Source organism: Streptomyces sp. NPDC048057 (assembly GCF_040653095.1).
Lineage (GTDB): Bacteria > Actinomycetota > Actinomycetes > Streptomycetales > Streptomycetaceae > Streptomyces.
Genome location: NZ_JBEZNF010000020.1, coordinates 77,656 through 101,350, shown reverse-complemented (window position 1 = coordinate 101,350; position 23,695 = coordinate 77,656). Strand labels below are relative to the sequence as shown.

Here is a 23,695-nt window from a genome sequence, read left to right as displayed (position 1 = left end):
TCCGCTATTGGCGCGAATCGGTCCGTGGGGCCGTAGGGAGTGACGGGGCGGGCCGGACCACGACCCGCCCCGACGCACGACCGGTCAGGGCGCCCCCGGCACGACGTCGTCCCACCGCTCTGCCATCGTCTCCAGCGCCCGAGAGACCTCCGCGCTCACACGCTCGGCCGTCCCGCGGTCGAAGAGCTCGGCGGCGTACGTGAGGGTGCCGCTGATGCCGCCGAGCGCCGGGTGTTCCGACAGGTGGAACAGCAGGTCGAACTCGGCACGCGGCACCGACACGGGGCGGACCCGGGCCGTGAGCCCCGAAAGGCGGGGCGCCTCGGTGCCGCTGAGCGCGGTGTGGGTGACGGCGACCTGGAACAGCGGGTGACGGTGGGGGGAGCGCTGTGGATTCACCAGCGCCACGAGCCGGTCGAAGGGGAACTCCTTGTGGTCGTGCGCGTCGAACAACCGGTCCCGGACCTGGGTGACGAGCTCGCGGTGGGTCGGCCGGCCCGAAGTGTCGGTGCGCAGGACCACCGTGTGCACGGCACACCCCACGAGGTCGTCAAGGCCCGCCGCGTCCCGGCCGCTGACGGCGACGCCGATCGGCACGTCGTCCCCGGCCCCGAGCCGGGCGAGCGCGGCAACCAGGGCCGCATGCCACACGACGTACGTGCTGGCGGCGCAGTCGCGGGCGATCCGGTGGAGCTGACGGTGGGTCGAGGCGCTCACGTCGAACGCCAGGGTGGCGGTGTGCCCGTCGACCTTCGCGGCCCGGGGCCGGTCCAGGGGCAACGTCAGTTCGTCGGGCAGCCCCTTCGCCGCCGTGCGCCAGTACCGGGCCCCGGCGGCGGCCGGGCTGTCGGCGTCGGCCTCGTCGCCCATCCGATCGCGCAGCCACCGGGCGTAGTCGGCGTACTGCGGGGCGGGCGCGGGCCACGCGGGCGACGCCCCCGCCGACCTGCTGCCGTAGGCGGTGGCGAGGTCCCGCAGCAGCGGCGCCAACGACTCGCCGTCGACCGCGATGTGGTGGAGGACCAGCAGCAGTACGTGCCGTTCGGCGGCCGTGCGGAAGAGCCGTACGCGCAGCGGCGGCCGACTGACCAGGTCGAAGCGGGTGCGCAGCTCGGCCGCGAGCGCGGCGTCCAGCCCGGCCGGTGACACCTCCACCCCCAACAGGTCGAGCGGTGCGGCCCCGGGCGGCAGGATCTGCTGCACGGGGCCCCCGCCGGTGTACGGGTAGACGGTTCGCAGGACCTCGTGGCGCTCCACCACGTCCGCCAGCGCAGCGCGCAGCGCTGCCGTGTCCAGCCGGCCCGTCAGGTCGAAGGCCGCGGTGGTGAGGTAGTCCGGCTGGTCGTCCGCCAGGTAGTGGACGGTCCACAGCCGTTCCTGACCAGGGGAGAGCGGCGCCTGTGTCGGGCGGGGGCCCGCTGTGGTGCCGAGGGGGAACGCCGGAAGCACGACGTGCGCGCCCGCCGGGGCGTCCAGCCGACGTGCCAGGGCGGTGACGGTGCGCGCCTCGAAGAGGTCGCGCACGTGCACCCTTGCGCCGAGTTCGCTGCGCAGTCGGCCCACCAGCCTGATGGCGGCGAGCGAGTTGCCCCCGAGCGCGATGAAGTCGCCGTCGGCGTCGACCGCGTCGACCCCGAGGGCCTCGGCGAACAGGGCGGCCACGGCCTGTTGCCGGGGTGTGCGCGGGGCGTGCCGGCCCGCGGAGTCGATGGCTGCGGGCGCCGGCAGGGCGGCCGTGTCGACCTTGCCGTGTGCGGTCAGGGGCAGCGCGTCGACCGGGACGACCGCGGTCGGCACCAGATAGCCGGGCAGTTCGCCGGCGAGCCGGGCGCGGAGCTGAGCCGTGTCGACGGGGGTGCGCAGCACGACGTACGCGGTGAGGGTCTTCCCGGTGCCCGCCGTGTGCGCGGCGACGGCCGCGGCGGCGACCTCGGGCGCACGGCAGAGCGCCGCCTCCACCGCCCCCGGCTCGACGCGGAAGCCGTTGACCTTCACCTGCCGGTCGGCCCGGCCCAGGAAGTGCAGCCGGCCGTCGGCGTCCCACCGTGCGAGGTCACCGGTGCGGTACAGCCGGGACCCCGGGGCGCCGTACGGGTCGGCGACGTACCGCTGCGCGGTGAGCACGGGGGCCCGGTGGTAGCCGGCCGTGAGCCCGGCCCCGGAGAGGTGGACCTCACCGGGGACGCCGGGTGCCACGGGCCGCAGCGCGGTGTCGAGCAGCACCACGGACGTGTGGTCGATGGGTCGGCCGACGGGCAGGGGATCGTCCCCGACGGGTCCTTCGGGCACCGGGTGGCCCGTCGCGAACGTGGTCGTTTCGACCGGGCCGTAGTAGTTGACGATCCGAAGCTTCGGGTTGATCCGTCGGGCGCGACGGACCGCGGACGGCGCGACGACGTCCCCTCCGGTGGAGACCTGCCGCAGGTCGACGAGGACGCCCGGCGCCTCCTCCGAGATCAGCTCGAACAGCCCTGCGGTGAACCAGGCCGCGGTGACCCGGCCCGCGGCCACGGTGACGGCGTAGTCGTCGAGGTCGAGGTCACCGGGCGGCGCGAGGACCGCCAACCGGCCGGTGAGCAGCGGCATCCACAGCTCGTACACCACGGGGTCCCAGGCGTAGGAGGAGTGGAAGAGGACCCGCTCGTGCTCGGCGCCGGCGAAGGCGCGGTCGTGGACGCGCGCCAGGACGTTGCGATGGGTGACGGTGACGCCCTTGGCCGCCCCGGAGGAGCCCGAGGTGAACATCAGACAGGCGGGCGCGTCGGTCGGGACGCGGACGCCGAGGTCGGCCGCCGACTCGCCGGCCGCCTGCTCCTCGGCCTCGGCGAGCGAGTCGAGGACCACAACGGCGCCGGCGTCGCGCAACAGCGCGGCGAGGGCCGCCGGCGGCAGGTCCGCACGCAGGGGCACGCTGACCGCGCCGAGCTTGGCGAGGGCGAGAAGGGCGACGGCGACCTCGACTGAGCGCTCCAGACGCAGACCGACCGCCGATCCGGGGGCCACCCCGCGGCGGCGCAGGTGGTGGGCCAGCCGGTTGGCGCGGGAGTTGAGCTGCCCGTACCCGATCGGTCGGCCGACCGACCACAGCGCGGGACGGTCGGGATCGACGTGCACCGTCGCCTCGAACGCCTCGGCCAGCGAGCAGTGGGGCACGGGGACGACCGCCCCGCGGCCCTGCGCCAGCAGTCGACCGCGCCGCCGCTCCCCGAGCAGGTCGACCTCGCGTACGGGCCGCTCCCCGTGGTCCGCGACCGCCTGACAGGCGTCGGCGACCAGCCGCCACAGCTCCTTGACGGACCCCGGAAGCCTCAGCCGGCCGGGTTGCAGATAGAAGCGGAAGTCGAGCCGTCCGGCGCGCGGTAGGACCGCGAGGGCGAGCGGGTAGTGCGTCGCGTCGTGCACGTCCACGCCCGCCACCCGCAGTCCGGACCCAGGACCGGTGAAGTCCTCCGGATCCAACGGATAGTTCTCGAAGACGAGCAGGGTGTCGAAGAGGTCGCCGGTGCCCGTCGCCGCCTCGATCGCGGCCAGCCCCAGGTGGTCGTGGTCGAGCAGCCGGACCCGGGCGGCCTGGACGGCCGCGGCCAGCTCCTGGAGACCGGCCCCGGGGGCGAGCCGCACCCGCACCGGCACGGTGTTGATCAGCAGCCCGACCATGTCCTCGACACCGTCGAGACCGACGGGCCGGCTGGCCGTGGTGATCCCGAAGACCACGTCGTCCCTGCCGGTGAGATGCCCCAGTACCAACGCCCACGCCGTCTCCACCAGAGTGTTGACGGTCAGCCCGCTGTGCGCCGCACGCACGGTGAGCGCGGCGACGGTCTCCGGGGGCAGGGAGAAGGTGTACGGCGGTGAGGGCTCGGGAGGCGCGTCCGCACGGCCCAGCCGCGTCGGCTCGACGCCGGAGAGCTCCCGTCGCCACGCTTCCCGCGCCCCGACGACGTCCTGAGCCGCCGACCACGCCGCATACCGGCGGTACGGCGGCGCCGGCGGCAGCTCCGCACCGCGGTACAGGGCGAACAGCTCGCGCAGCAGGATCGGTACGGACCACCCGTCGAGGAGGGAGTGGTGATGGGTGAAGGCCAGGCACCAGCGCCGCGCGCCGACCCGGACCAGCGTGAAGCGCAGCAGCGGCGATCGGTGCGTCACGAACGGCCCGCGGTCCTCGGCCAGCCGGGCCCGCAGCGCGTCGTCGGACAGCGGCCCGGACACCGGATCCACGGTCCGCCAGGGAAGCGTCACGCGCTGCGGCACCACGTACAGCGGGCCGGCGGGCCCGTCCAGGGAGAACGCTCCGCCGAGGTGCGGATGGCGCCTGAGCAAGGACTCCGCGGCAGCCCGCAGCCGCCCGGCGTCGACGTCCCCGTCCAGGTCGAGGGCGAGTTGCACGACGTACGGATCGAGCCGGTCCGTGGCGTCGGGCGGTGCCGCGAGGGAGTGGTACAGCAGCCCCGACTGGAGCGGTGCAAGGGGGAGGAGGTCGGCCAAGGGCACCGACTCGGCCTCCAAACGGTCGAGGTACGCCTGCGTGACGGAGACGAGGGGGAAGTCGGACGGCGTGTGCACGCCGCCGCGCCCGTCGACGTCCGTGTGGTGCGCGGCGTACGCGGACAACACCGTGCTCCACGCCTGCGCGAGGGCCTCCACCTCGGGCCTGTCGAGCAGTTCCACCGGCCAGGTGCAGACGAAGTGGAGTCGGGGCCCGCCCTCGCCCGGCGCCACGAACGCGTCGATCTCCACGGCGTGTGCCACGGGCAGCGCCGGATCGGCCTCGCCGCGCAGCGACCCCGGCAACGGCTCCCAGGCACCGCCCCCGGCGCCGGGAGCGTCGTCGGTGTCGAAGCGGCCCAGGTAGTTGAAGCCGATCGGCGGGGCCGTGGACAGGGCGGCGCGGACTTCGGGATCGGCGCCGTAGCGGAGCAGACCGTGCCCCACGCCCCGGTGCGGAACGGTGCGCAGCCGCTCCTTCACCCGCTTCGCCACCTCCTCCAGGCCGGTGCCGCGGACCGCCATCGCGTCCCAGTCCTCGACGCCGGCGTCCAACAGCAGCGGGTGGATGACGGTGAACCAGCCCACGGTGCGCGAGACGTCGAGGTCGGCGACCTGAGCCAGGTCCAGGTCGCGGCCGTGCCCCTCGACGTCGACGAGGAGGGGCCTGCCGTCCGGGTTGCCCGACCAGCGGTGCAGCGCCACCGAGAGCGCGGCGAGCAGTATCTCCGGCACGTTGGCGTGGAAACGGCGGGGGACCGCGGCCAGCAGCGCCCCGGTGGTCTGCGCGTCGAGGTGGCAGCGGACCGTGGAGGTGGTGGCGACGGTGTCCCGCGCGGGGTCCACCGGCCGGCGGCCCACGTGCGTCGTGGTGTGTTCCTCGCGCCACCGACGGGCCTCCGCCGCGGACGGGGTGGCCGTCGAGAGGCGGTGGGCCCAGGTGCGGAACGGGGTGGGGACGGGCGCGAGTTCGGCCGGCCGGCCCGCGAGCGCAGCGGCGTGCGCCGCCGCCAGGTCCGGCAGGACGATCCGCCAGGACACCGCGTCGACCGCCAGATGGTGGACCAGGAGCAACAGCAGCCCGCCGTCAGCAGGTCCGGTGCCCTTGAGCCAGACGGCGCGCAGCAGGACGCCGCCGCGGGCGGACAGTTCGCGGCGGGCCCGGTCGCGCTGGCGCTCCGCCTCGGCCCGGGGGTCGTCGGTGCTGACCCGGGTGAGACACCGCGCGGCCCGTACCGCACCCGGCGGCGCGATCCGCAACGAACCGTCGCCGGCCGCGGTCATCCGGAGCGTGTCGTGCCGGTCCAACACCGCCTGGAGCGCCGTGACCAAGGTCGCGTCGGTGACGTCGGGAGGCAGGGGACACAGGACCGACTGGGCGAAGGAGTCCGCAGGAGCGCCGAACCCGGCGAGCCAGTGCATGATCGGCGTACGGGGGAAGGCGCCGACGGCCTCCGACGGCTCCCCGGGTCCGGTCGGCGGGGTCGCGTGCGCGGCGGCTCGCGCCAGCGCCCGCGGGGTCTGCCACTGGAAGACGTCACGGGGCCGGATCGCCACGCCCGACGCGCGGGCGCGGTTCACCAGCCGGATGGCGAGGACGGAGTCGCCGCCGAGCCGGAAGAACTCGTCGTCGGGCTCGACGCGGTCGACTCCGAGGAGCGAGCCGAACAGGGACGCCAACAGCTCCTCGGCGGGCGCGGGCCCCGCGACGGTCCGCGCGGCAACGGCCGGCGGCGGTGCGACCGTGCGCAGGGCGGCACGCTCCTCCTCGTCGAGGACGGGCAGCGAGTCGAACGGCGCCGCGGGATCGTCAAGTGCGGCGTCGAGCAGCCGACCGAGGGCCCGTACGACGACCTCCGCGGTCCGCCGCTCGAACGCGTCGGCGTTGTACTCCAGCACGCCGTCGAAGCCGCCGGCCGCGTTCTCGGCGAACTCGAAGAGCAGGTCGAACTTGGCCATCGACCGGTCGAGCACGACCGGCGTCGCTCGCACTCCCGACAGGTTCGCCACCGGCGACGGGCCGGAACGCAGCGCGATCGCCACCTGGAACAGCGGGTGCCGGCCCAGCACCCGGCGCGGGCCCACGGCGTCCACGACCCGGTCGAAGGGCACCTGGTGGGCGAAGGCGTCCAGGTCCGTGCGGCGCGCCCGGTCGACCACCTCGGCGAAGCCCGGGCTGCCCGACAGATCGGTGCGCAGCACCACCGTCTCGGCGAAGAAGCCGACGAGTTCGTCGAGCCCGGCGCCGTCGCGGCCCGAGGTGACCGTCCCCACGGGCAGGTCCGTGCCCGCGCCCAGCCGGCTCACCACACAGGCGACCGCGGCGTGCAGCACCATGAACGGGGTGGCGCCGCTGTGTGCCGCCAGCGCGCGGGCGCGCCCCCCCAGCGCGGGCTCCCACGCGAACGTCACGGCGCCGCCGCGGTGCGCGGGTGCGGGTGCCGGATCGCGGTCCCGAGGCAGGCGCAGCACCTCGGGCAGCCCGTCGAGCGCCCGCCGCCAGTGGGCCAGCTCAACGGCGAGCCTGCTGTCCGGCTGCTCCTCACTGCCCAGTCGCTGCCGCTCCCACAGGGCGTAGTCGGCGTACTGGACCGGCAGCGGGGGCCAGTCGGTTGACGGCCCGCCCGGGCTCTGCGTCCTGGCCGCGTAGGCGGCGGACAGGTCCCGGAGCAGCGGGCGCAGCGAGTGCTCGTCCGCGGCGATGTGGTGCAGCACGACGAGCAGGGCGTGCCGGTCGGGTCCGGAGCCGAACAAGGTGACGCGCCAGGGGAGTTCGACGGTGAGGTCGAACCCCCGGGCGGCCTCCGCGCGCAGCGCCGCGTCGAGGTCGGCGGCGGCCACAGCGCGTACGACGAAGGGCGTGTCCGGCCGTTCCAGAACCACCTGGCTCGGGTCCTCGGCGGTGTCGGGGAAGACGGTGCGCAGACTCTCGTGCCGCTCCTGGACGTCCGTGCACGCGGCGCGCAGCGCCGCCACGTCCAGAGGGCCGTCCAACTGCACGGCCAGGGGGATCAGATACGTGGCGGCCCGGCCCTCCATCCGGTGCAGGAACCACAGCCGGCGCTGGGCGTACGAGGCGGGCACCCGCGCCGGGCGGTTCGGGGCGCGGCCCGGCCCGGCCCCGCCGGCCGGCCCGTGCACGGGATCCCTGAGCAGGTCGGCGAGGCCCGCCACGGTCGGCCGGGCGAACACGTCGCGCACCGAGACGGCCGCGCCCGACGCAGCAGCGATGCGCAGGGCGAGCCGGTTGGCCAGCAGCGAGTCCCCGCCGAGGGCGAAGAAGCTGTCGTCGATGCCGAACGCGTCGCTGCCCAGGACGTCGGCGAACAGCCGGCGCACGGTCGCCGTCACCCCGTCCGCCACCGCCGCGCCCGCCGCGGAACGCCCCGGCGCAAGAGCGTGCAGCCGTCGCTGGTCCAGCTTCCCGTTCGCCGTCAACGGCAGGGCGTCGACCACGTGCACCACCGAGGGCACCATGTGGGCGGGCAGCACGGCGGCGACGGCGTCGCGGACCTCCCGCGGATCCGGTGCCGCCGCGCTGGTGACGTCGCACGCGTCGGCCACCGAGCCGTCGGGCACGACGTAGCCGACGAGCCGCCGGTCACCCGGCCGGTGCTCGACGACCAGCGCCGCGGCGGCGGCGATCCGGGGCAGCCCGCTCAGCGCGGCCTCCACCTCGCCCAACTCGATGCGGAAGCCGCGGACCTTGACCTGGCGGTCGGCGCGCCCCAGGTACTCAAGCCCGCCGTCCTCGTGCCGCCGCGCCAGGTCCCCGCTGCGGTACATCCGCTCGCCAGGGGCACCGGTGGGGTCGGGGACGAAGCGCTGCGCGGTCAGGCCGGGCCGGTCGTGATAGCCGCGGGCGAGCCCGGGCCCGGAGACGTACATCTCCCCGGGCAGCCCCGACGGCACCGGCCGCAGCGCGGCGTCGAGCACCTGGACGCGCAGGTCGGGCAGCGGGGCGCCGATGAGGCTGCCGGCGCTCGCCGCCGCGGCGTCGACCGTCAGCCGTCGCTCGGTGACGTGGACGGTGGTCTCGGTGATGCCGTACATGTTGACCAGCCGGGGCGCGGTGTCGGGGTGCCGCGCGTACCAGCCGACCAGCCGCCAGGGCTCCAGCGCCTCCCCGCCGAAGACGACGTACCGCAGCCGCAGCCGGGCGCTCACCGCGGGGCGCCGGGCGTCGGCCTCCACGAGCTCCGTGAACGCCGACGGCGTCTGGTTGAGCACCGTGACCCCCTGCTCGACGAGGAGGTCGAGGAACTCGTCCGGCGAGCGGGCCGTGTCCTCGTCGACGACGACGAGCCGTCCGCCGTGCAGCAGCGCGCCCCACAGCTCCCAGACGGAGAAGTCGAACGCCGCGGAGTGGAACAGGGTCCACACGTCGTCAGACCCGAAGTCGAAGGAGGCAGCGGACGACGTCAGCAGCCGCACCACGTTGCCATGGGTGACGACGACGCCCTTGGGACGGCCGGTGGAGCCGGAGGTGAAGATGGTGTACGCGGGGTCGGCGGGGCGCGGGCGCCGCACCGGCCGCAGTGCTTCGCCGGGTGCGGACTCCCCGAACTCCCCGTCCTCCAGACGCACCACGGGAGTCCGCACGTCCGGCGGCGCGCCCCCGCCGTCCGTGATCAGCAGGGCGGGCGCCGCGTCGGCGAGGGTGGCGGTCAGCCGCTCCGCCGGGTACGACGGATTCAGCGGCACATAGGCCGCACCGGCCTTCAGCACGCCCAGGATCGCCGCGACCAGGTCGAGTGAGCGGGGCAGCGCCAGGGCCACGAACTGGCCGGGTGCCACACCGCGGGCCGTGATCACGCGGGCCACTTCCTCGGCCCGGTCGTCGAGCTGCCGGTACGTCAGCGACGCACCGCCGTGGACCACGGCGGTCTCCGACGCCCGTGCTTGGACCTGACGCGCGAAGAGGTCCACCAGGGTCGGGCCGGGTGGCACGGCGCTGCGGGCGGGCCGGGCCGGTTCGTCGACGCGGGCGAGGGCGAGGCGCCCCACGGGCAGGGCGTCCGATGCATCGGCGACGGCGGACAGCGCGGTCACCAGCCGGTCGTGGTGCGCCCTCACGTCCCGCTCGGTGTACCGGGCCGCCGAGGCGTCGACGTCGAGCCGCAGCGCCGGCTCGCCGTTGTCGTACGCGCCGACGGCGAGTTCGTCAGGCAGCCCGGGCGAGCCCTCGTGGACGGTCGCCGGATGACCGGCGAACTCCAGGTCGGTGGCCATCGACATCAGATTCACCGTCGGGCCGACGATCCGTCGCGTGCCGTCGAGGGCGGCCGCGTCGCGCAGGACGTCCTCCAGCCGGTACCGCTGGTGCCGCAGCACGGCCGTGATCCCCGTGCTCGCGTCCCGGGCCAACTCGGCGAACGGGCGCCCGGGGTCGACGGCCAGCCGCAGGGGCAGCACGTTGGAGACCGTGCCGAGCGCCCCGCGGGCGGCCCTGCCGACCCGGGCGGGCACCGACAGGCCGAGGACGACGTCGCGCCGCCCGCTGTCGGCGTGCAGCAGGGCCGCGGTGACGGCGCACAGCACGGCGGGCCACCGCACCCCCCACGCGTCGGCCCGCTCCCGCAGCCGCTCCCACTGCTCGGCCGGCAGATGGCCCGAGCGCCGCAGATGGCCCGTGGCGCCCGGCGGCACCGGCCCCTGCGCGAGGACCGGCACGTCGTCCAGGTCGGCGACCTGCTCCGCCCAGAACGCGGCGTCGTCGCGCCAGCGCGCGGAGGCCCGGTAGCGGGCGTCGTCGACGAGCAGGGTCTCCACCCGGTCGTGGACCCCGTCGTCGACGGGCGCACCGGCGCAGAGCGCGGTGTAGGTGCGCGCGACCCGTCGGACGAACGTGTCGAGACCGGCGCCGTCGCACAACAGGTGGTGGAAGCGGGCGCACCACACGTGTTCCGCGTCGGACACCCTGATCAGGGTGTGCTCGAACAGCGGCGCCGCCGCGAGGTCGAAGGGCCGCTCGTACTGCGCCTCGCAGTACCGCACGGCGCTCTCCGACGGAGCCCGCTCGTTCGACACGTCGAGCCGACGCAGCGCCCACTCGGGCGCCGGCTCGACGATCTGACGGGCCCCGTCCTCGGTCTTGACGAACCGCACCCGCATCGTCTCGCTACCGGCGACCTCGATCCGCACTGCCCGCTCGAACCGGTCCGCGTCCACCGGGCCCCGGATGCGGAAGTACTGGCCGACGACGTACCGCAGCCCGCCCGCATCCAGCTCGTGGCCGAACCACAGGCTCGACTGCGCCGCCGACAGCTCCCGTCCCGCTTCGCTCCGCACGACCTACTCCTCCTCCGGCAGGCCGAGTTCACCGGCCAGTACCTTGCCCACCTGGGCCAGCGACTCGGGGTTGCCCATGTCGGCGTGGCCGAACTCGCTGTCGACGACGCGGACGCGGCCGTCGACCACGTACGGGTCCCAGCCGTCGACGGTCATCGGGACCGACTCGTCGTCCGGGCGGGCGGCGAAGAACAGCACGTCGCCCCGGTACACGCCAGGCTTGAAGGCCCGGCCCAGCGAAAGGTTGTTGTCGTACACCTCGCCCATGCCGAGCAGGTACCGCTCGGACATGTCCGACAGGACGCTGTCGGTGCTCCGCACGATCTCCAGGAACCGCGCCGTGGTCAGTTCCTCCACCCGCAGGGCCGAGGGCTGGATCCCGGCGAACGACAGCAGCGCGGCGTACATCGCCCGCTCTCCGCCGAACGCCTCCATCGGCGGCAGCGTCGGATGGTCGGCGATGACGTACGAGTCCAGCAGCGCGAGCAGCCCCACCTGCTCCCCGGCGGCCTGGAGCGCGGTCGCCATCGCGTGCGCCACCATCCCGCCGAAGGACCAGCCGAGCAGGTGGTACGGCCCCTGCGGCTGGATGCGGCGGATCTGCCGCAGGTAGTCGTCGGCCATCTCGACGACGGACTGCGGCAGCTGCTCGTCCCGACCCAGGCCGCGGGCCTGGAGCGCGTACACCGGGTGGTCGGCGCCGAGTTGACGCATCAGTACCGAGTACGTCCAACCGACGCCGCCGGCGGGGTGCACGCAGAAGAGCGGCGGGTGGCTGCCGGTGGGGCGCAGCGGCAGCACGACGTCGAACGCGAAGCGCTGGTCGTGCGAGCCCAACCGCTCCGCGAGGGCGGCGACCGTCGGTGCGACGAACAGCGTCGCCGTGTCCACGCCGGTGCCCCACGTCGACTCGATGCGGCGGGCCAGCCTGGCGGCGAGCAGCGAATGGCCGCCGAGGTCGAAGAAGTTGTCGTCGATGCCGACGGCGGGCAGGCCCAGCGTTTCGGCGAACAACTCGCACAGGTGCTTCTCCTGGACCGTGCGCGGCGCGCGGCCCACCGCGTTGCCGGCCGACTCCGGGTCCGGCAGCGCGGCGTGGTCGATCTTGCCGCTGCGCGTGCGGGGCAGCTCCGGCAGCACGACGACCGCGGACGGCACCTGGTGCGCGGGCAGGACCTCGCGCAGCCGCTGCGGCAACGCGGTCGGAAGCGCCGCCGCCACCCCCGCGACGGCCGGTTCGTGCACGGTCGCGGGGGCCGGGTCCACGGCCGGGTCGTACACGTCCCGGATCGTTCCGCCTGCCGCCGAAGGCATCAGGACGACATCGATCCGGCCCGGTGTCGAACCCGGCGCCGCGAGTGCCCGGTAGCCGAACTCGGCGCCCACTGCGGACAGTTCCGCGAGCCGTACGCCCGGGTCGCCGGCGACCGTCACGTCGAGCGCCCCGATCGTGGTGCCCGGAGCGGCGGCGTTCAGGGCCCGTACGGCGGCGAGGTCCGCGGCCAGCCGGGCGTCGGGGACGTCGGTGACGCGCAGCGGCAGCGCCCCGCCGGCCGAGGCCAGCAGCGCCTTCAGCTCGCCCGGCCCCGTCACGTCGGTGCCCCACGCGAGCCGGGTGGCGCCGGCCGCCGATGCGCCCGACAGCGGCGCCTTGTGGAGGGTGACGTCGTAGCGGTAGCGCGTCAGCTCGTTGTCGTGGTCGCCGGACTTCGACCGGACGTCGGACGCGTCGCCGAACGCGCCGAAGAACCGCGGCGCGATCGCCAGCTCCTTGTCCAGCAGGAGTTTTCGGCCCACCGTCAGCCGGGCCTGCGCGACCGTCGTCATCGCGGAGGCGGTGCCGATCCCGGCCGCGGTGTAGAGCACCGGCCGGCCGGCGAGGTCCCTGACGTCGCCGACGAAGACCGTCCCGCCGGGCGCCAGGAGGCGCAGCGCCCCGTCGAGCACCCGCTCCAGGTAGTCGCGCGAGGGGAAGTACTGCACGACGGAGTTGAGGACCACCGTGTCGAAGTGGCCTTCGGGCAGCCCGGAGAAGTCGTCGGCGGACCGGTGGGTGACCGTGACCCGGCTGCTGAGGGCGGGCACCTCGGCGACCTGGCGACGCAGGGTGTCCACGGCCACCGAGGAGATGTCGGTGGCGTGGTAGCTCTCGCAGTGCGGCGCGAGCGCGGAGAGCACCGCGCCGGTGCCGGCACCGATCTCCAGGACGTGCCGGGGGGAGAGTTCCCGCACCCGGTCGACGACGGCGTCCCGCCACTCCCGCATCGCTTCCCGGGGCAGCGGCGAGCCGTCGTAGGAGCTGTTCCAGCCGGCGAACGAGTCGCCGAAGGGCGCAATGCCCCCGGTCATCCGGTGGGCGTTGTCCTCGATGGCGTACACGCTGTCGTGGACGGCGGTCCAGTCGGCGAGGACGTGCCCCTCCGCTCCGCCGTCCAGTGCGGCGGCCGGCTCGGGCACGACGTAGGCGACCAGCCGCGAACCGGTGCCGTCGACGGTCCAGGTGCGCACCGCCGCCTGCGCCACGGCCTCGTGGGCGAGCAGCGCCGATTCCACCTCACCGGGCTCGATCCGATACCCGCGGATCTTGATCTGCCGGTCGGAGCGGCCGGTGAACTCCAGCGAGCCGTCGGCGTTCCAACGGGCGAGGTCACCCGTGCGGTACATCCGCGAGCCCGGGCGTGCGGCGTGGGGATCGGCGACGAAGCGCTCGGCGGTGCGGGCCGGCTGGCCGACGTAGCCGCGGGCGAGCGCCGGGCCGGACAGGCACACCTCGCCCTCCACACCGGGCGGCACCAGGCGCAGGGCCGCGTCCACCAGGCGGATCCGGGTCGGTGCGACGGGACGGCCGATGGTGGTGCTGGTGCCGGTCAGCCCGTCGCTGATGGACGCGCACACGGTGGCCTCGGTGGGCCCGTAGCCGTTCACCAGCCGGTGGCGCACCGACCACCGGGCCACCAACTCGGCCGGCAGCGCCTCGCCCGCGACACGGATCACGCACTGCGCGGGCAGACCGTCCTCCGGGTCGAGCACCGCGAGCGCGGACGGTGGAAGGGTGACGGCGGTGATGCGCTCCTCCTGCGCGAGTCGCTCCAGACCGCGGCCGGGCAACAGCCGGTCCGCCGGCGCGACCACGAGCGTCGAGCCCGAGCACAGCGCCTCGAAGATCTCCAACAGCGCTGCGTCGAACGCGGGAGAGGCGAACTGGAGCACCCGACGGTCCGGGCCGAGCCATGACCGCGCCACGGTGGTGCTCAACACCCCCGCCACACCGGTGTGCTGGACGAGGACGCCCTTGGGGCGTCCGGTGGAGCCCGACGTGTGCACGACGTACGCGGGGTGCGCCGGCAGCAGCGGCCGGACGCGTTCCCCGTCGCCGACGGGCCGACCGTCGTGCCCGTCGATGCGGCGCGCGGTGTCCGGGTCGTCGAGGACGAGGACGTCCCCGGCCTTGCGCAGCGTCGGCCCGAAGGCGTTCGCCCGGTCGCTGATCACCAGGGCGGGCCGTACGTCGCCGAGGATGAGCCGCAGCCGCTCCTCGGGGTACTCGGGGTCGATCAGGGCGACCGCGGCACCCGCCGCGAGCACCCCGAACAACGCCGTGACGGTGCGCGCCCCGCGCGGCAGCACGAGCGCCACCACCTGCTCCGGGCCGATGCCCCGGGCGATCAGCTCCCGGGCCGTGCGGTACGCCGCGGCGGACGCCTCGCGGTAGGTGAGCACCGCGCCGTCGGGGCCGGCGCTGCGGACCGCCGGTGCGTCGGGCGTCGCCGCGGCCTGCGCGTCGAACAGGTCGGGGACCGTCCGGGGCGTCACCTCGCCGGCGCCGCTCCCGGCGCCGTCGGCCCGGCCGTACGCAGCGAGCGCGGCGCGCTCGGCGTCGTCGAGCAGGTCCAACTGCGCCAGGCGCGTCGTCGGCGCGGTGACCATCGCGTCCAGCAGCCGAAGGGCCCGGGCGAGCAACTGCTGTGCCGTCTCGGTGTCGAGGACGTCCTGACGGTGCAGGAGGAACAGCAGCATCCTTCCCGACGGCCGCGGCAGCGCCATCAGTGTGAGCGGATAGTGCCCGGCGGTCTCGTTGCGGGCGTCGAGGATCTCCAACTCGGGCACGACGGACCACGGGTCGCGGTCCACGGGGAAGTTCTCGAACACCATCGCCGTGTCGAAGAGCGAGTCCACGCCCACGGCGCGCTGGATCCCGGGCAGCCCGAGGTGGTGGTGGGCGAGCAGCCGGGACTGCTCGTCCTGCACCCGGCGCACCACTTCGGCCAGGGTCTCGCCCGGGTCGGTCGCGATCCGCATCGGAATGGTGTTGATCAGGAAGCCCACCATGGACTCGACGTCGGCCACTTCGGGCGAGCGCCCGGAGACCGCCACCCCGAACACCGCGTCGCTGCGGCCCGTCAGCTGTGCCAGCAACAGGCCCCAGCAGACCTGGAAGAGGGTGTTGACGGTGACGCCCAGCCGGGCGGCCAGCTCGGTGAGGGCCGTCACCTGCTGCTCGGACAGCTCACGACCGAGCTGCGCCGGCCAGGCCGAGCTGCGCCGCAGCCCCTCGGGGGCGACCAGGGTGGGCCGGACGTCGCCCAGCGTCCGACGCCACACCCGCGCGGACTCGTCCCGGTCCTGTTCGGCGAGCCAGGCCAGGAAGTCGCGGTGGCGCGGCGCCGCCCCCATCGCGTCGAGGGAGCGCGGACGGGCGTAGAGCTGGAACAGCTCACGGGCCATGATCTGGACGGACCAGCCGTCCAACAGGATGTGGTGGGCGGTGATCAGCAGCCGGAACCTCTGGTCCGCCCGACGGACGAGGGTGAGCCGCAGCAAAGGAGGCGCGGCCGGATCGAACGCGGCGGCGCGGTCCTCGGCCGTCAGCCGCTCGGTCTCCCGCTCCTGCTCGTCCGACGGCGATCCGGTGAGGTCGACCTCGGTCAGGGCGGGCGCCGCATCCGCCCGGACGATCTGCACGGGCCGGCCGGACGGCAGCCGCAGGAATCCGGCCCGCAGCCCGGTGTGCCGTCGGCACAACAGCGCGGCGGCGCGGCGCAGCGCGTCCGGGTCGAACGGGCCGACGAAGTCCAGGGCCGCCTGGAGGACGTAGACGTCCTCGTGGTCGCGGTGGTGGTTGCCGTGGAAGAGCAGCCCCTCCTGGAGGGGCGAGAGCGGAAGCACTTCTTCCACGTCGGGGCAGTGCGCCGCCAGCCACTCGCGCTCGCCGTCGTCCAGGTCGATCAGCGGACGGGTGGGGAGCGCGGCACATGACTCCGGGCCGGCCGCGAGGGGCGCGGCCACCTCGCCCAGCAGCGCGGGCGTCTTGCGCTCGAAGACGTCCTGGAGGGAGACGACCAGCCCGGCCCGACGGATCCGGCGGACCAGCTTGATGGAGGTGATGCTGTCGCCACCGACGGCGAAGAAGCTGTCGTCCGGACCCACGTCGGGCCGCCCGACGACCGCGGCGAACACCTCGCGCAGCGTCTCCACCGGTCCGCCGGCCACCGGCGTCGGCCGGGCCGTGACCTCCTGGGTCGCGGCCGACTCGGCCAGTGCGAGCCGGTCGACCTTGCCGTTCGGGTTCAACGGCAGCGCGTCCAACGTCCGGACCGCGGCCGGAACCAGCGGCTCGGGCAACTCGGCCCGTAGCGCCTCGATCAGCGCTTGCGGTACGCAGCCGGGTCCTTCGGGCACCACGAAGGCGGTGAGCCCGTGGTCCCCCTCGCCGTCGGCGGTGGCGACGACGACGGCCCCGGCGACCGTCGGCTGCCGCAGCAGCGCCGCCTCCACCTCGCCCGGCTCCACCCGATGGCCGCGCACCTTGACCTGCTGGTCGGCCCGGCGGACGAACTCCAACGCGCCGTCGGCGCCCCACCGCGCGAGATCGCCCGTGCGGTACATCCGCCCGCCCGGGTCGACCGCGAACGGGTCGGCGACGAACCGCTCCGCGGTCAGCCCGCGCCGGTGCGCGTAGCCGCGGGCCAGGTACTCCCCGGCGAGATACAGCTCGCCGACGTCGCCGAGCGGCACCGGGCGGAGCGCCGCGTCCAGGACGTGGCAGCGGACGTTGGTCGTGGGGCGGCCCACCGGCGGGTCACCGGCGGAGTCAGGGTCGCACGGCCAGACCGTGGCGTACACGGTGACCTCGGTCGGGCCGTAGACGTTGAACACCCGCGCTTCGGGCAGGCGTTGTTGCACCGTCCGCACCAGGTCGGCGGAGAGCGGTTCGCCGCAGAAGACGTAGTGCGTCGCCCGCTCGGTCACCCACTCCGCCTCGTGCACCCGCCGGTACACCGACGGCACGGTGTTCACCAGGCTGCCGGCCCACTCCGGCAGGTCGAGCAGCGCCGTCAGGTTCGGCACCAGGTCCACGCTGCCCCCGCTCATCAAGGGCACCAGGATCTCGAACACCGACATGTCGAAGCTCAACGAAGTGGATCCGAGGACCCGCTCGAACGCCGGGGCGCCGACCGCGTCCAGTGACCAGGCGGCGAAGTTCACCACGTTCCGGTGGGCGACCACCACGCCCTTCGGACGGCCCGTCGAACCCGAGGTGTGGATCACGTAGGCCGCGTTCTGCGGCAGCACGGCCGGGAGGTCGACCGCCGGGGGAGCGACGGCGTGCCGCACGTCGTCCAGGACCACCGGGCGTACGGGGGAGCCCTCGGGGAGCCGGCCGAGCAGCGCGGCCGTGGTCACCACCACGGCGGGGCGCGCGTCGTCCAGGAGGTATCGGATCCGACCGTCCGGGTGCTGAGGATCGATCGGCACGTACGCCGCGCCCGACTTCAGCACGGCCAGCACGGCAACCACCATCTCGCAGGTCCGCGGCAGCATCACGGCCACCAACTGTTCGGGTCCCGCGCCCTGCTCGACCAGCTGCCGGGCCAACCGGTCGGCACGCTCGTCGAGTTCGGCGTACGTGTACCGGTCCGTGCCGTGCCTGACGGCCACCGCTGCGGGGACGCTGCGGACCTGCTGGGCGAAGACGCCCGGAACGGTGCCGTCCGCAACCGCCCGCCCGGTGTCGTTGAACGCGTGGAGGAAGCGATCCTGCTCCTGCCCGTCCGCCAGGTCGAACCGGCCCACGGGTGCCTCGGGTCGCCCCGCCACCTGCGCGAACAGGGCCGCGAACCGACGTTGGTGATCGCTCGGGACGCCCGAGCGGACCTCGATGTCCCATCCGCCGTCGGCGGCGGCGCCAGCCCGTACGTCCAGGCCGGCGACCGGTCCCGCAGCGGCGTCCGGGAGGACCGTGTGCTCGGGATCGACCAGTTCGCACGTCAGGCCCGGATGGTCCGGCCCGGGCGCCGACGCGTCGGACGTCGGCCGGTTGCGTCGGAGCTGTGCGCCGACGGCCCGTGCCACCTGGGCGAACGTACGACCGGGGGACATCGCGAGACGCACGGGGACCGTCGCGCCCGCCGTCCGGTACCCGATCAGCACCTCGTCCGCGCCGAACCTGCGGTGGGCGTACACGGCGACGGCCGCCACCAGCACCGCGGCGGGCCCTCCGCCGCTGCGCCGGGCGACCCGGGCCAGGGCCGCCGTGTCGAAGCCGACCCGAGCGCCGCCGAAACCGCCGACGGAAGCCGGTGCACGGTGTGCGTCAGGAATAGACATGGAAGCCCTTCCCCGTCTTGCGGCCCAAGTGCCCGGCGGCGACCAGCGCGGCGAACGAGGGCGGCGCGGCGTACCGGTCGTCACCGGTCTGCTCCCGCAGCACGGCCATGGTGTCCATGACGTTGTCCAGGCCGATCAGATCGGCCGTGCGCAGCGGCCCCATCGGATGGCCGAGGCACTTCTCGAACACGGCGTCGACGGTGGCGCCGTCCGCGGCCCCCTCGTCGACGAGGGCGGCGGCCTGCGCGATGCACGTCATCAGCACCCGGTTGAGGACGAAGCCGGGCCCGTCCGCGACCACGACGGCCTCCTTGCCCAGCCGGCCGAGGAGGGCCAGCGCCCGGTTCATCGTCTCCTGCGAGGTGGCCTCCGCACGGACCACCTCGACGGTGTCCTTCAGCGGCACGGGGTTCATGAAGTGCAGCCCGAGCACCTGTTCGGGGCGCGCCGTGCGGGCCGCGAGCAGGGTGACGGGGATCGCGGAGGTGCACGTGGCGAAGACCGCCCGCGGCGGACAGATCCGGTCGAGCCGGGCGAACAGCGACTCCTTGAGGTCCCGGTGCTCCGGGGCGCACTCGATGACGAAGCCGACCTCGTCGAGCGCTTCGGGCGAGCGCGCCCAGTGCACCCGGCCGCCGGCCCGTGCCGGGCCCCGGCCGAGCAGCTTCGTCAACCGCAGGGACTGGGCGAGCCGTTCGCGGGCCCCGTCGGCCGCGACCTCGTCGGGCTCGACGAGCACGACGTCCACGCCCGACTGGATCAGACTCTGGCAGACGCCGACGCCCATGGTGCCGGCCCCGACGACGCCGACCGGCTCTGCTCGGTCGGGCGCCGCGTCGTGGGTGTTCTCGGTCATCGTGCTGCCTCCACCGACAGGTCGGGGTCGAGTGACGGTTCGTCTGGGGGGATGTGGTCGAGGGCCACCTCGTGCACCGGTGCGGCGGGGTGTGCCAGCACGCCGGCCAACAGGCGCGTCAGATCGGCGGCGAGGTCCGCCGCGGTGCCCTCGTCGAAGAGTTCGGGCGCGTACGCGAGGGTGAGGGCGAGCCCGCCCGCCTCGCTCCGGGACCACTCCAGGGCGAGTTCCGCTCCGGACCGGTCCGCCGCGGTGCCGTGGCCGGCGTAACGCACGGGAAGCGCTGCGGAGCCGGGGGGTTCGGCCGCCGTACGCCGCAACCGGGACCGTAGCTCGGTGAAGTCCACTTCACCGGCGAGGTCCCCCCGTACTGCCAGGGTGCCCTGCGCGGTGGTGGAGAGGACCGCCACCGCGTCCTCACCCGTGTACCAGCCCAGCAGCACCAGCCAGACGGCGAGCAGGGCGCCGTCCCACGCGTCGGGCCCGCCGAGCGCCGTCAGTCGAGCGCACAGGTCGTCGTCGAGGTCCGTCGTGACGGTGGCGGAGGCGTCGACGGGGTCCGCGGGGCGGGGCCGGTCGGCCGGGACCCGCACCCGCGGCAGCGACCCGGGGACTGCGGGCACGGACGGACCGGGGCGCTCCGGCCCCGCGTGCAGTCCGGGTACGGGCCGGTCCATGTCCGTGACCCGGGCGAGGTCGTCCAGGATGCCGAGGTACGCCGCGGCCAGCTTCGCCGCGGTCCGCTCGGTGAACAGCTCGGTGCTGAACTCCAGGCACGCCGCCATGTCGTCCTCTCCCTCGCGGTCCGTGGTCACCAGGGTCAGATCGAACTTCGCGGTGCCCGCCGGCATGCCGCCGAACCTGTTGGCGACGGAGCCGCGCGGATCGAAGAAGTCGCCCACGGCGGAGCCGACCGCCTGCACCGGCGGCAGCGCCTGGTGCACGTAGAACACGTCGAACAGCGGTGCTCGACCCAGGTCCTTGTCGACGCCGAGCGCGTTCACCACCCGGTCGAAGGGGATCTCCTGGTGCTCCAGCGCTTCCAGGACCACCGACCGCACCTGGTGCAGCAGCGCACGGGTGCTCGGTGCGCCGGACAGGTCGGTGCGCAGGGCGACCGTGCTGTTGAAGAAGCCGATGAGCCCGTCCAGCTCGGGGCGGTTGCGGCCGGTCGTCGGGGTGCCGACCACGATGTCCCGCTGTCCGCTGGAGCGGGCGAGCAGCACGTACAGCGCCGTGAGCAGAACGACGAAGACCGTCACCGACTCGCGGCGGGCCAGCTCGCGCAGCGCCCGCAGGACCGGCGTCGGGACGGTGAAGGGGTGCAGGTCGCCCACGAAGCCCTTGCGCGCCGGGCGGGGCAGGTCCGTCGGCAGCTCCAGCGCCGGCGCGTCGCGCAGCTTGTCGACCCAGTACGCGAGTTCGTGGTCGAGCGCCGAGCGGGCCACCAGGTCGCGCTGCCAGCGCGCGTAGTCCCGGTAGCGGACCGGGAGCGGGGGCAGCTCGGCCCGCGTGCCCTTCTCACGGGCGGCGTACAGCAGCGGCAGCTCCCGCTCGAAGACCTTCGGGGAGTGGCCGTCGTTCACCGCGTGGTGGACCGTGACGTGGACCACGTGCTCGTCGGGTCCGAGTCGCACGACGAGCAGCCGCAGCAGTGGATCGTGCGCGAGGTCGAACCGGACCTGGGCCGCCGCCCGCACCGACTCCCGTGCCGCCGCCAACGGATCGGGCTCGTCCGACACGTCGACGAACCGGTAGAAGTCGCCGAGCGCCGGCCGGATCCGCAGGCCGGGGCCGTCCTCCAGCTCGATGAAGTTGGAGCGGAGCACTTCGTGGCGGTCCGCCAGGTCCTCCCAGGTGCCGCGCAGGGCATCCGGGTCGAGGGGGCCACGGACGTGGCTGACCATCGGCAGGTTGTACAGGGTGGTGTCGGGGTCGAGCTGGTGGTGGAACCACATGCGTTCCTGCCCGTACGACAGGACCGCCCCGTCACCGCGGGTGACGGGCGGGAGGGCGCCGGGCGCCGCGTCCGCCGGTGTGATCACCCGGGCGAGGTCGGCGACCCGGGGGTGCTCGTACACGTCGATCAGCTTGGGACGGACGCCGAAGCGCTCCTGGATCCGCTCGACCAACTGGAGCGCGATCAGGGAGTTCAGTCCGAGGTCGAAGAAGTCCTCGTCGACGCTGATCGGCGCGTCGGCGTGCAGCAGCTCCCGCAGCGTGCCCTGCAACCAGCCCACGCCGTCCGACGCCTCCTCACGCGGTGGCCCTTCGGGTGCCGCCTCCCGCGGCGTGGGTGCGGGCGGCGCGGCGACGGGTGAAGGGGGCGGTACGGGGGCGTCGGCCCAGCAGGGAGTGCCGAGCAGCGGATGGCCGGGCAGCCGCACCCGCCGCGCTGCGACGTTCTCCGGCCGGGCCCCGGCCCAGTCGACCTCCACTCCGCTCTCGTACAGCACCCGCACGGTGTCCAACGGCCCGTCGACGGCCCGTACCAGAGCCCCGTCGACACCGGACAGGTGCTCGGCGAGCAGCTGCCCCAGCACGCCGTCGGGACTGGGTTCGAGGAAGAGCACGGGCCCGTCGGCCAGCAGCTTGTGGGCCACCCCGAGCAGTTCAGCCACGTCGACGGGGGCGGTGTGGGCAGCGGCGAACTCGACCGGGTCGACGGGGGAGCGTCGCCCCAGCACGTGCCGGGCCGCGAACCGCGACGCACCCGCCCCGAGGACGGCGTCGAACGTGACGCCGTGACCGTGCAGCACGTCGTACGCGGCGATCTGCGCGGCCAGCACCCGGGCCGCACGCCCCGTCGCAGGCAGGGCCGCCGGCAGCGCGCCACCGGTGACGCCCGCGGGCAGCGCGCCGGGCGACAGCAGCAGGGCCACGGCCGGGGGCTGCTGCCCGGTCGACGCCCGGTCGGCGCCGGCCCGCAGCCACGTTGCCTCGGCGGCCAACTGGACGGCCAACTCCCGGGTGCTGCCCGCCGTCACCGCGACGCGGTACGGATGGTGGCTGCGGCCCTGGTTGAGGGTGAAGGCGACGTCCCGCAACGGCAGGTCGCCGCCCCGTAGGGCGAGCGCCAACTCGCCGCACAGCAGCGCCAGCGCCTCGTGGCTGCGGGCCGAGACCCCGACCACCTCGGGACCGGGCGCCGGGGTCCCGCGCCGCGGCGGCTCCGGCGGCTGAGCCACCACGCAGTGCGCGTTCACTCCGCCGAGGCTGAAGGAACTCACCCCCGCGAGCCGCGGCCCATCGCCCCCGGTCGACCAGGCGCGCGTCTGGGTGACCACCTCGATCTGCGCCGCGTCCAGGTCGACGTCCCGCGTCGGACGCGCGAAGTGGAGCGACGGGTACAGCTCGCCGTGGCCCACGCTCAGCACCGCCTTCACCAGACCGGCCACCCCGGCAGCGTGGTCGAGGTGCCCGATGTTGGTCTTCACCGACCCGATCGGGAGGGGTTCGGTGCGGCCGGCGAACGCCCCGGCGATCGCCTCCAGCTCGACGGCGTCCCCGAGCCGCGTACCGGAGCCGTGGGCCTCCAGATAGCCCGCGTGCACCGGGTCGACGCCCGCCGCCGCCCACGCCTTGGCGATGACGCGCCGCTGCGCCACCGCGCTCGGGGCGCTGATGGTGCCCGTGCTGGCGCCGTTGTGGAGCGTGGCGCTGCCCCGGATGACGGCGTGGATCGGGGTCCGGTCGGCCACGGCCCGGCGCACGGTGGTGAGCAGCAGGGCCGCACCGCCCTCGCCGGAGACGGTGCCGTCCGCGTCCGCGTCGAACGCCCGGCACCGGCCGTTGGGTGACACCAGCTCGGTGAAGCCGGCGACCTCCGCGGCCGGGACGCCCGCCATCCGCAGGCTCACCCCGCCGGCGATGGCGAACTCCGCCTCGCCCGAACGCAGTTCGCGGCAGGCGTGGTGCACGGCCACCAGCGAGCCGTTGCACCCGGTGTCGACGGCGTGGCAGGGGCCCTGGAGGCCGAGCGTGTGGGCGATCCGCGCGGGCAGCCCGAACGGCACGTTGCCCAGCGTGCCGAGTGCCCCCTGCTCGCCGACGAGGTCGTGGTAGCCGGACGTGGCGGCGCTGAACACCACGGCGGTGTCGCTGCCGCGGAAGCCCGCCACCGGGTAGCCGGCGTCCTCGATCGCCCGGTGGGCGAGGACGAGGGCCATCCGGTGCTGCGGATCCATCAGTGCGGCCTCGCGCCGCGACAGCTTGAAGAAGGCGTGGTCGAAGGTGTGGATGTCCTCGACGTGTCCCATGGGCAGGCGTGGCACGGCCGGGTCCAGACCGGTGGCCTCGGCCCGCCGCACCGGCATCGGGCCGACGCCGTCCCGCCCCGCGGCGAGCCCTGCGCGGAACTCCTCCAGGGTCGACGCGCCGGGGACGTTCAGGCCGATGCCGACGACGGCGATGTCGTCGCCGTCGACGCCGGGGTGCGATCCGGACATGGTG

Annotated in this window: 4 protein-coding genes; all 4 read right to left on the bottom strand. The window is 74.7% G+C overall.

All coding sequences use genetic code 11. The features are described 5' to 3' along the window. Positions 1-84: 84 nt before the first annotated feature. The 4 genes from AB0E05_RS23605 to AB0E05_RS23590 are packed head-to-tail and all read right to left on the bottom strand — an operon-like array spanning position 85 to position 23,691. A complete protein-coding gene (locus tag AB0E05_RS23605) occupies positions 85-10,779 on the bottom strand; it encodes an amino acid adenylation domain-containing protein (protein ID WP_361966634.1) in 10,695 nt (3,564 codons plus the stop codon). Between the two features lie 3 nt (positions 10,780-10,782). Beyond that, positions 10,783-18,387 (bottom strand): amino acid adenylation domain-containing protein, encoded by a 7,605-nt coding sequence (locus tag AB0E05_RS23600; protein ID WP_361966632.1) that lies wholly within the window; start codon positions 18,385-18,387, stop codon positions 10,783-10,785. Next, a complete protein-coding gene (locus tag AB0E05_RS23595; RefSeq protein ID WP_361966630.1) occupies positions 18,374-19,243 on the bottom strand; it encodes a 3-hydroxyacyl-CoA dehydrogenase family protein in 870 nt (289 codons plus the stop codon). The genes AB0E05_RS23600 and AB0E05_RS23595 overlap by 14 nt, the downstream gene beginning before the upstream one ends. Then, a complete protein-coding gene (locus AB0E05_RS23590; RefSeq protein WP_361966627.1) occupies positions 19,240-23,691 on the bottom strand; it encodes a condensation domain-containing protein in 4,452 nt (1,483 codons plus the stop codon). The genes AB0E05_RS23595 and AB0E05_RS23590 overlap by 4 nt, the downstream gene beginning before the upstream one ends. Between the last annotated feature and the right edge of the window lie 4 nt (positions 23,692-23,695).

Excerpts from the sequence above, each read along its gene's own strand:
- AB0E05_RS23600 (WP_361966632.1), bottom strand. The coding sequence starts at position 18,387 with ATGTCTATTCCTGACGCACACCGTGCACCGGCTTCCGTCGGCGGTTTC.
- AB0E05_RS23595 (WP_361966630.1), bottom strand. The coding sequence starts at position 19,243 with ATGACCGAGAACACCCACGACGCGGCGCCCGACCGAGCAGAGCCGGTC.
- AB0E05_RS23590 (WP_361966627.1), bottom strand. The coding sequence starts at position 23,691 with ATGTCCGGATCGCACCCCGGCGTCGACGGCGACGACATCGCCGTCGTC.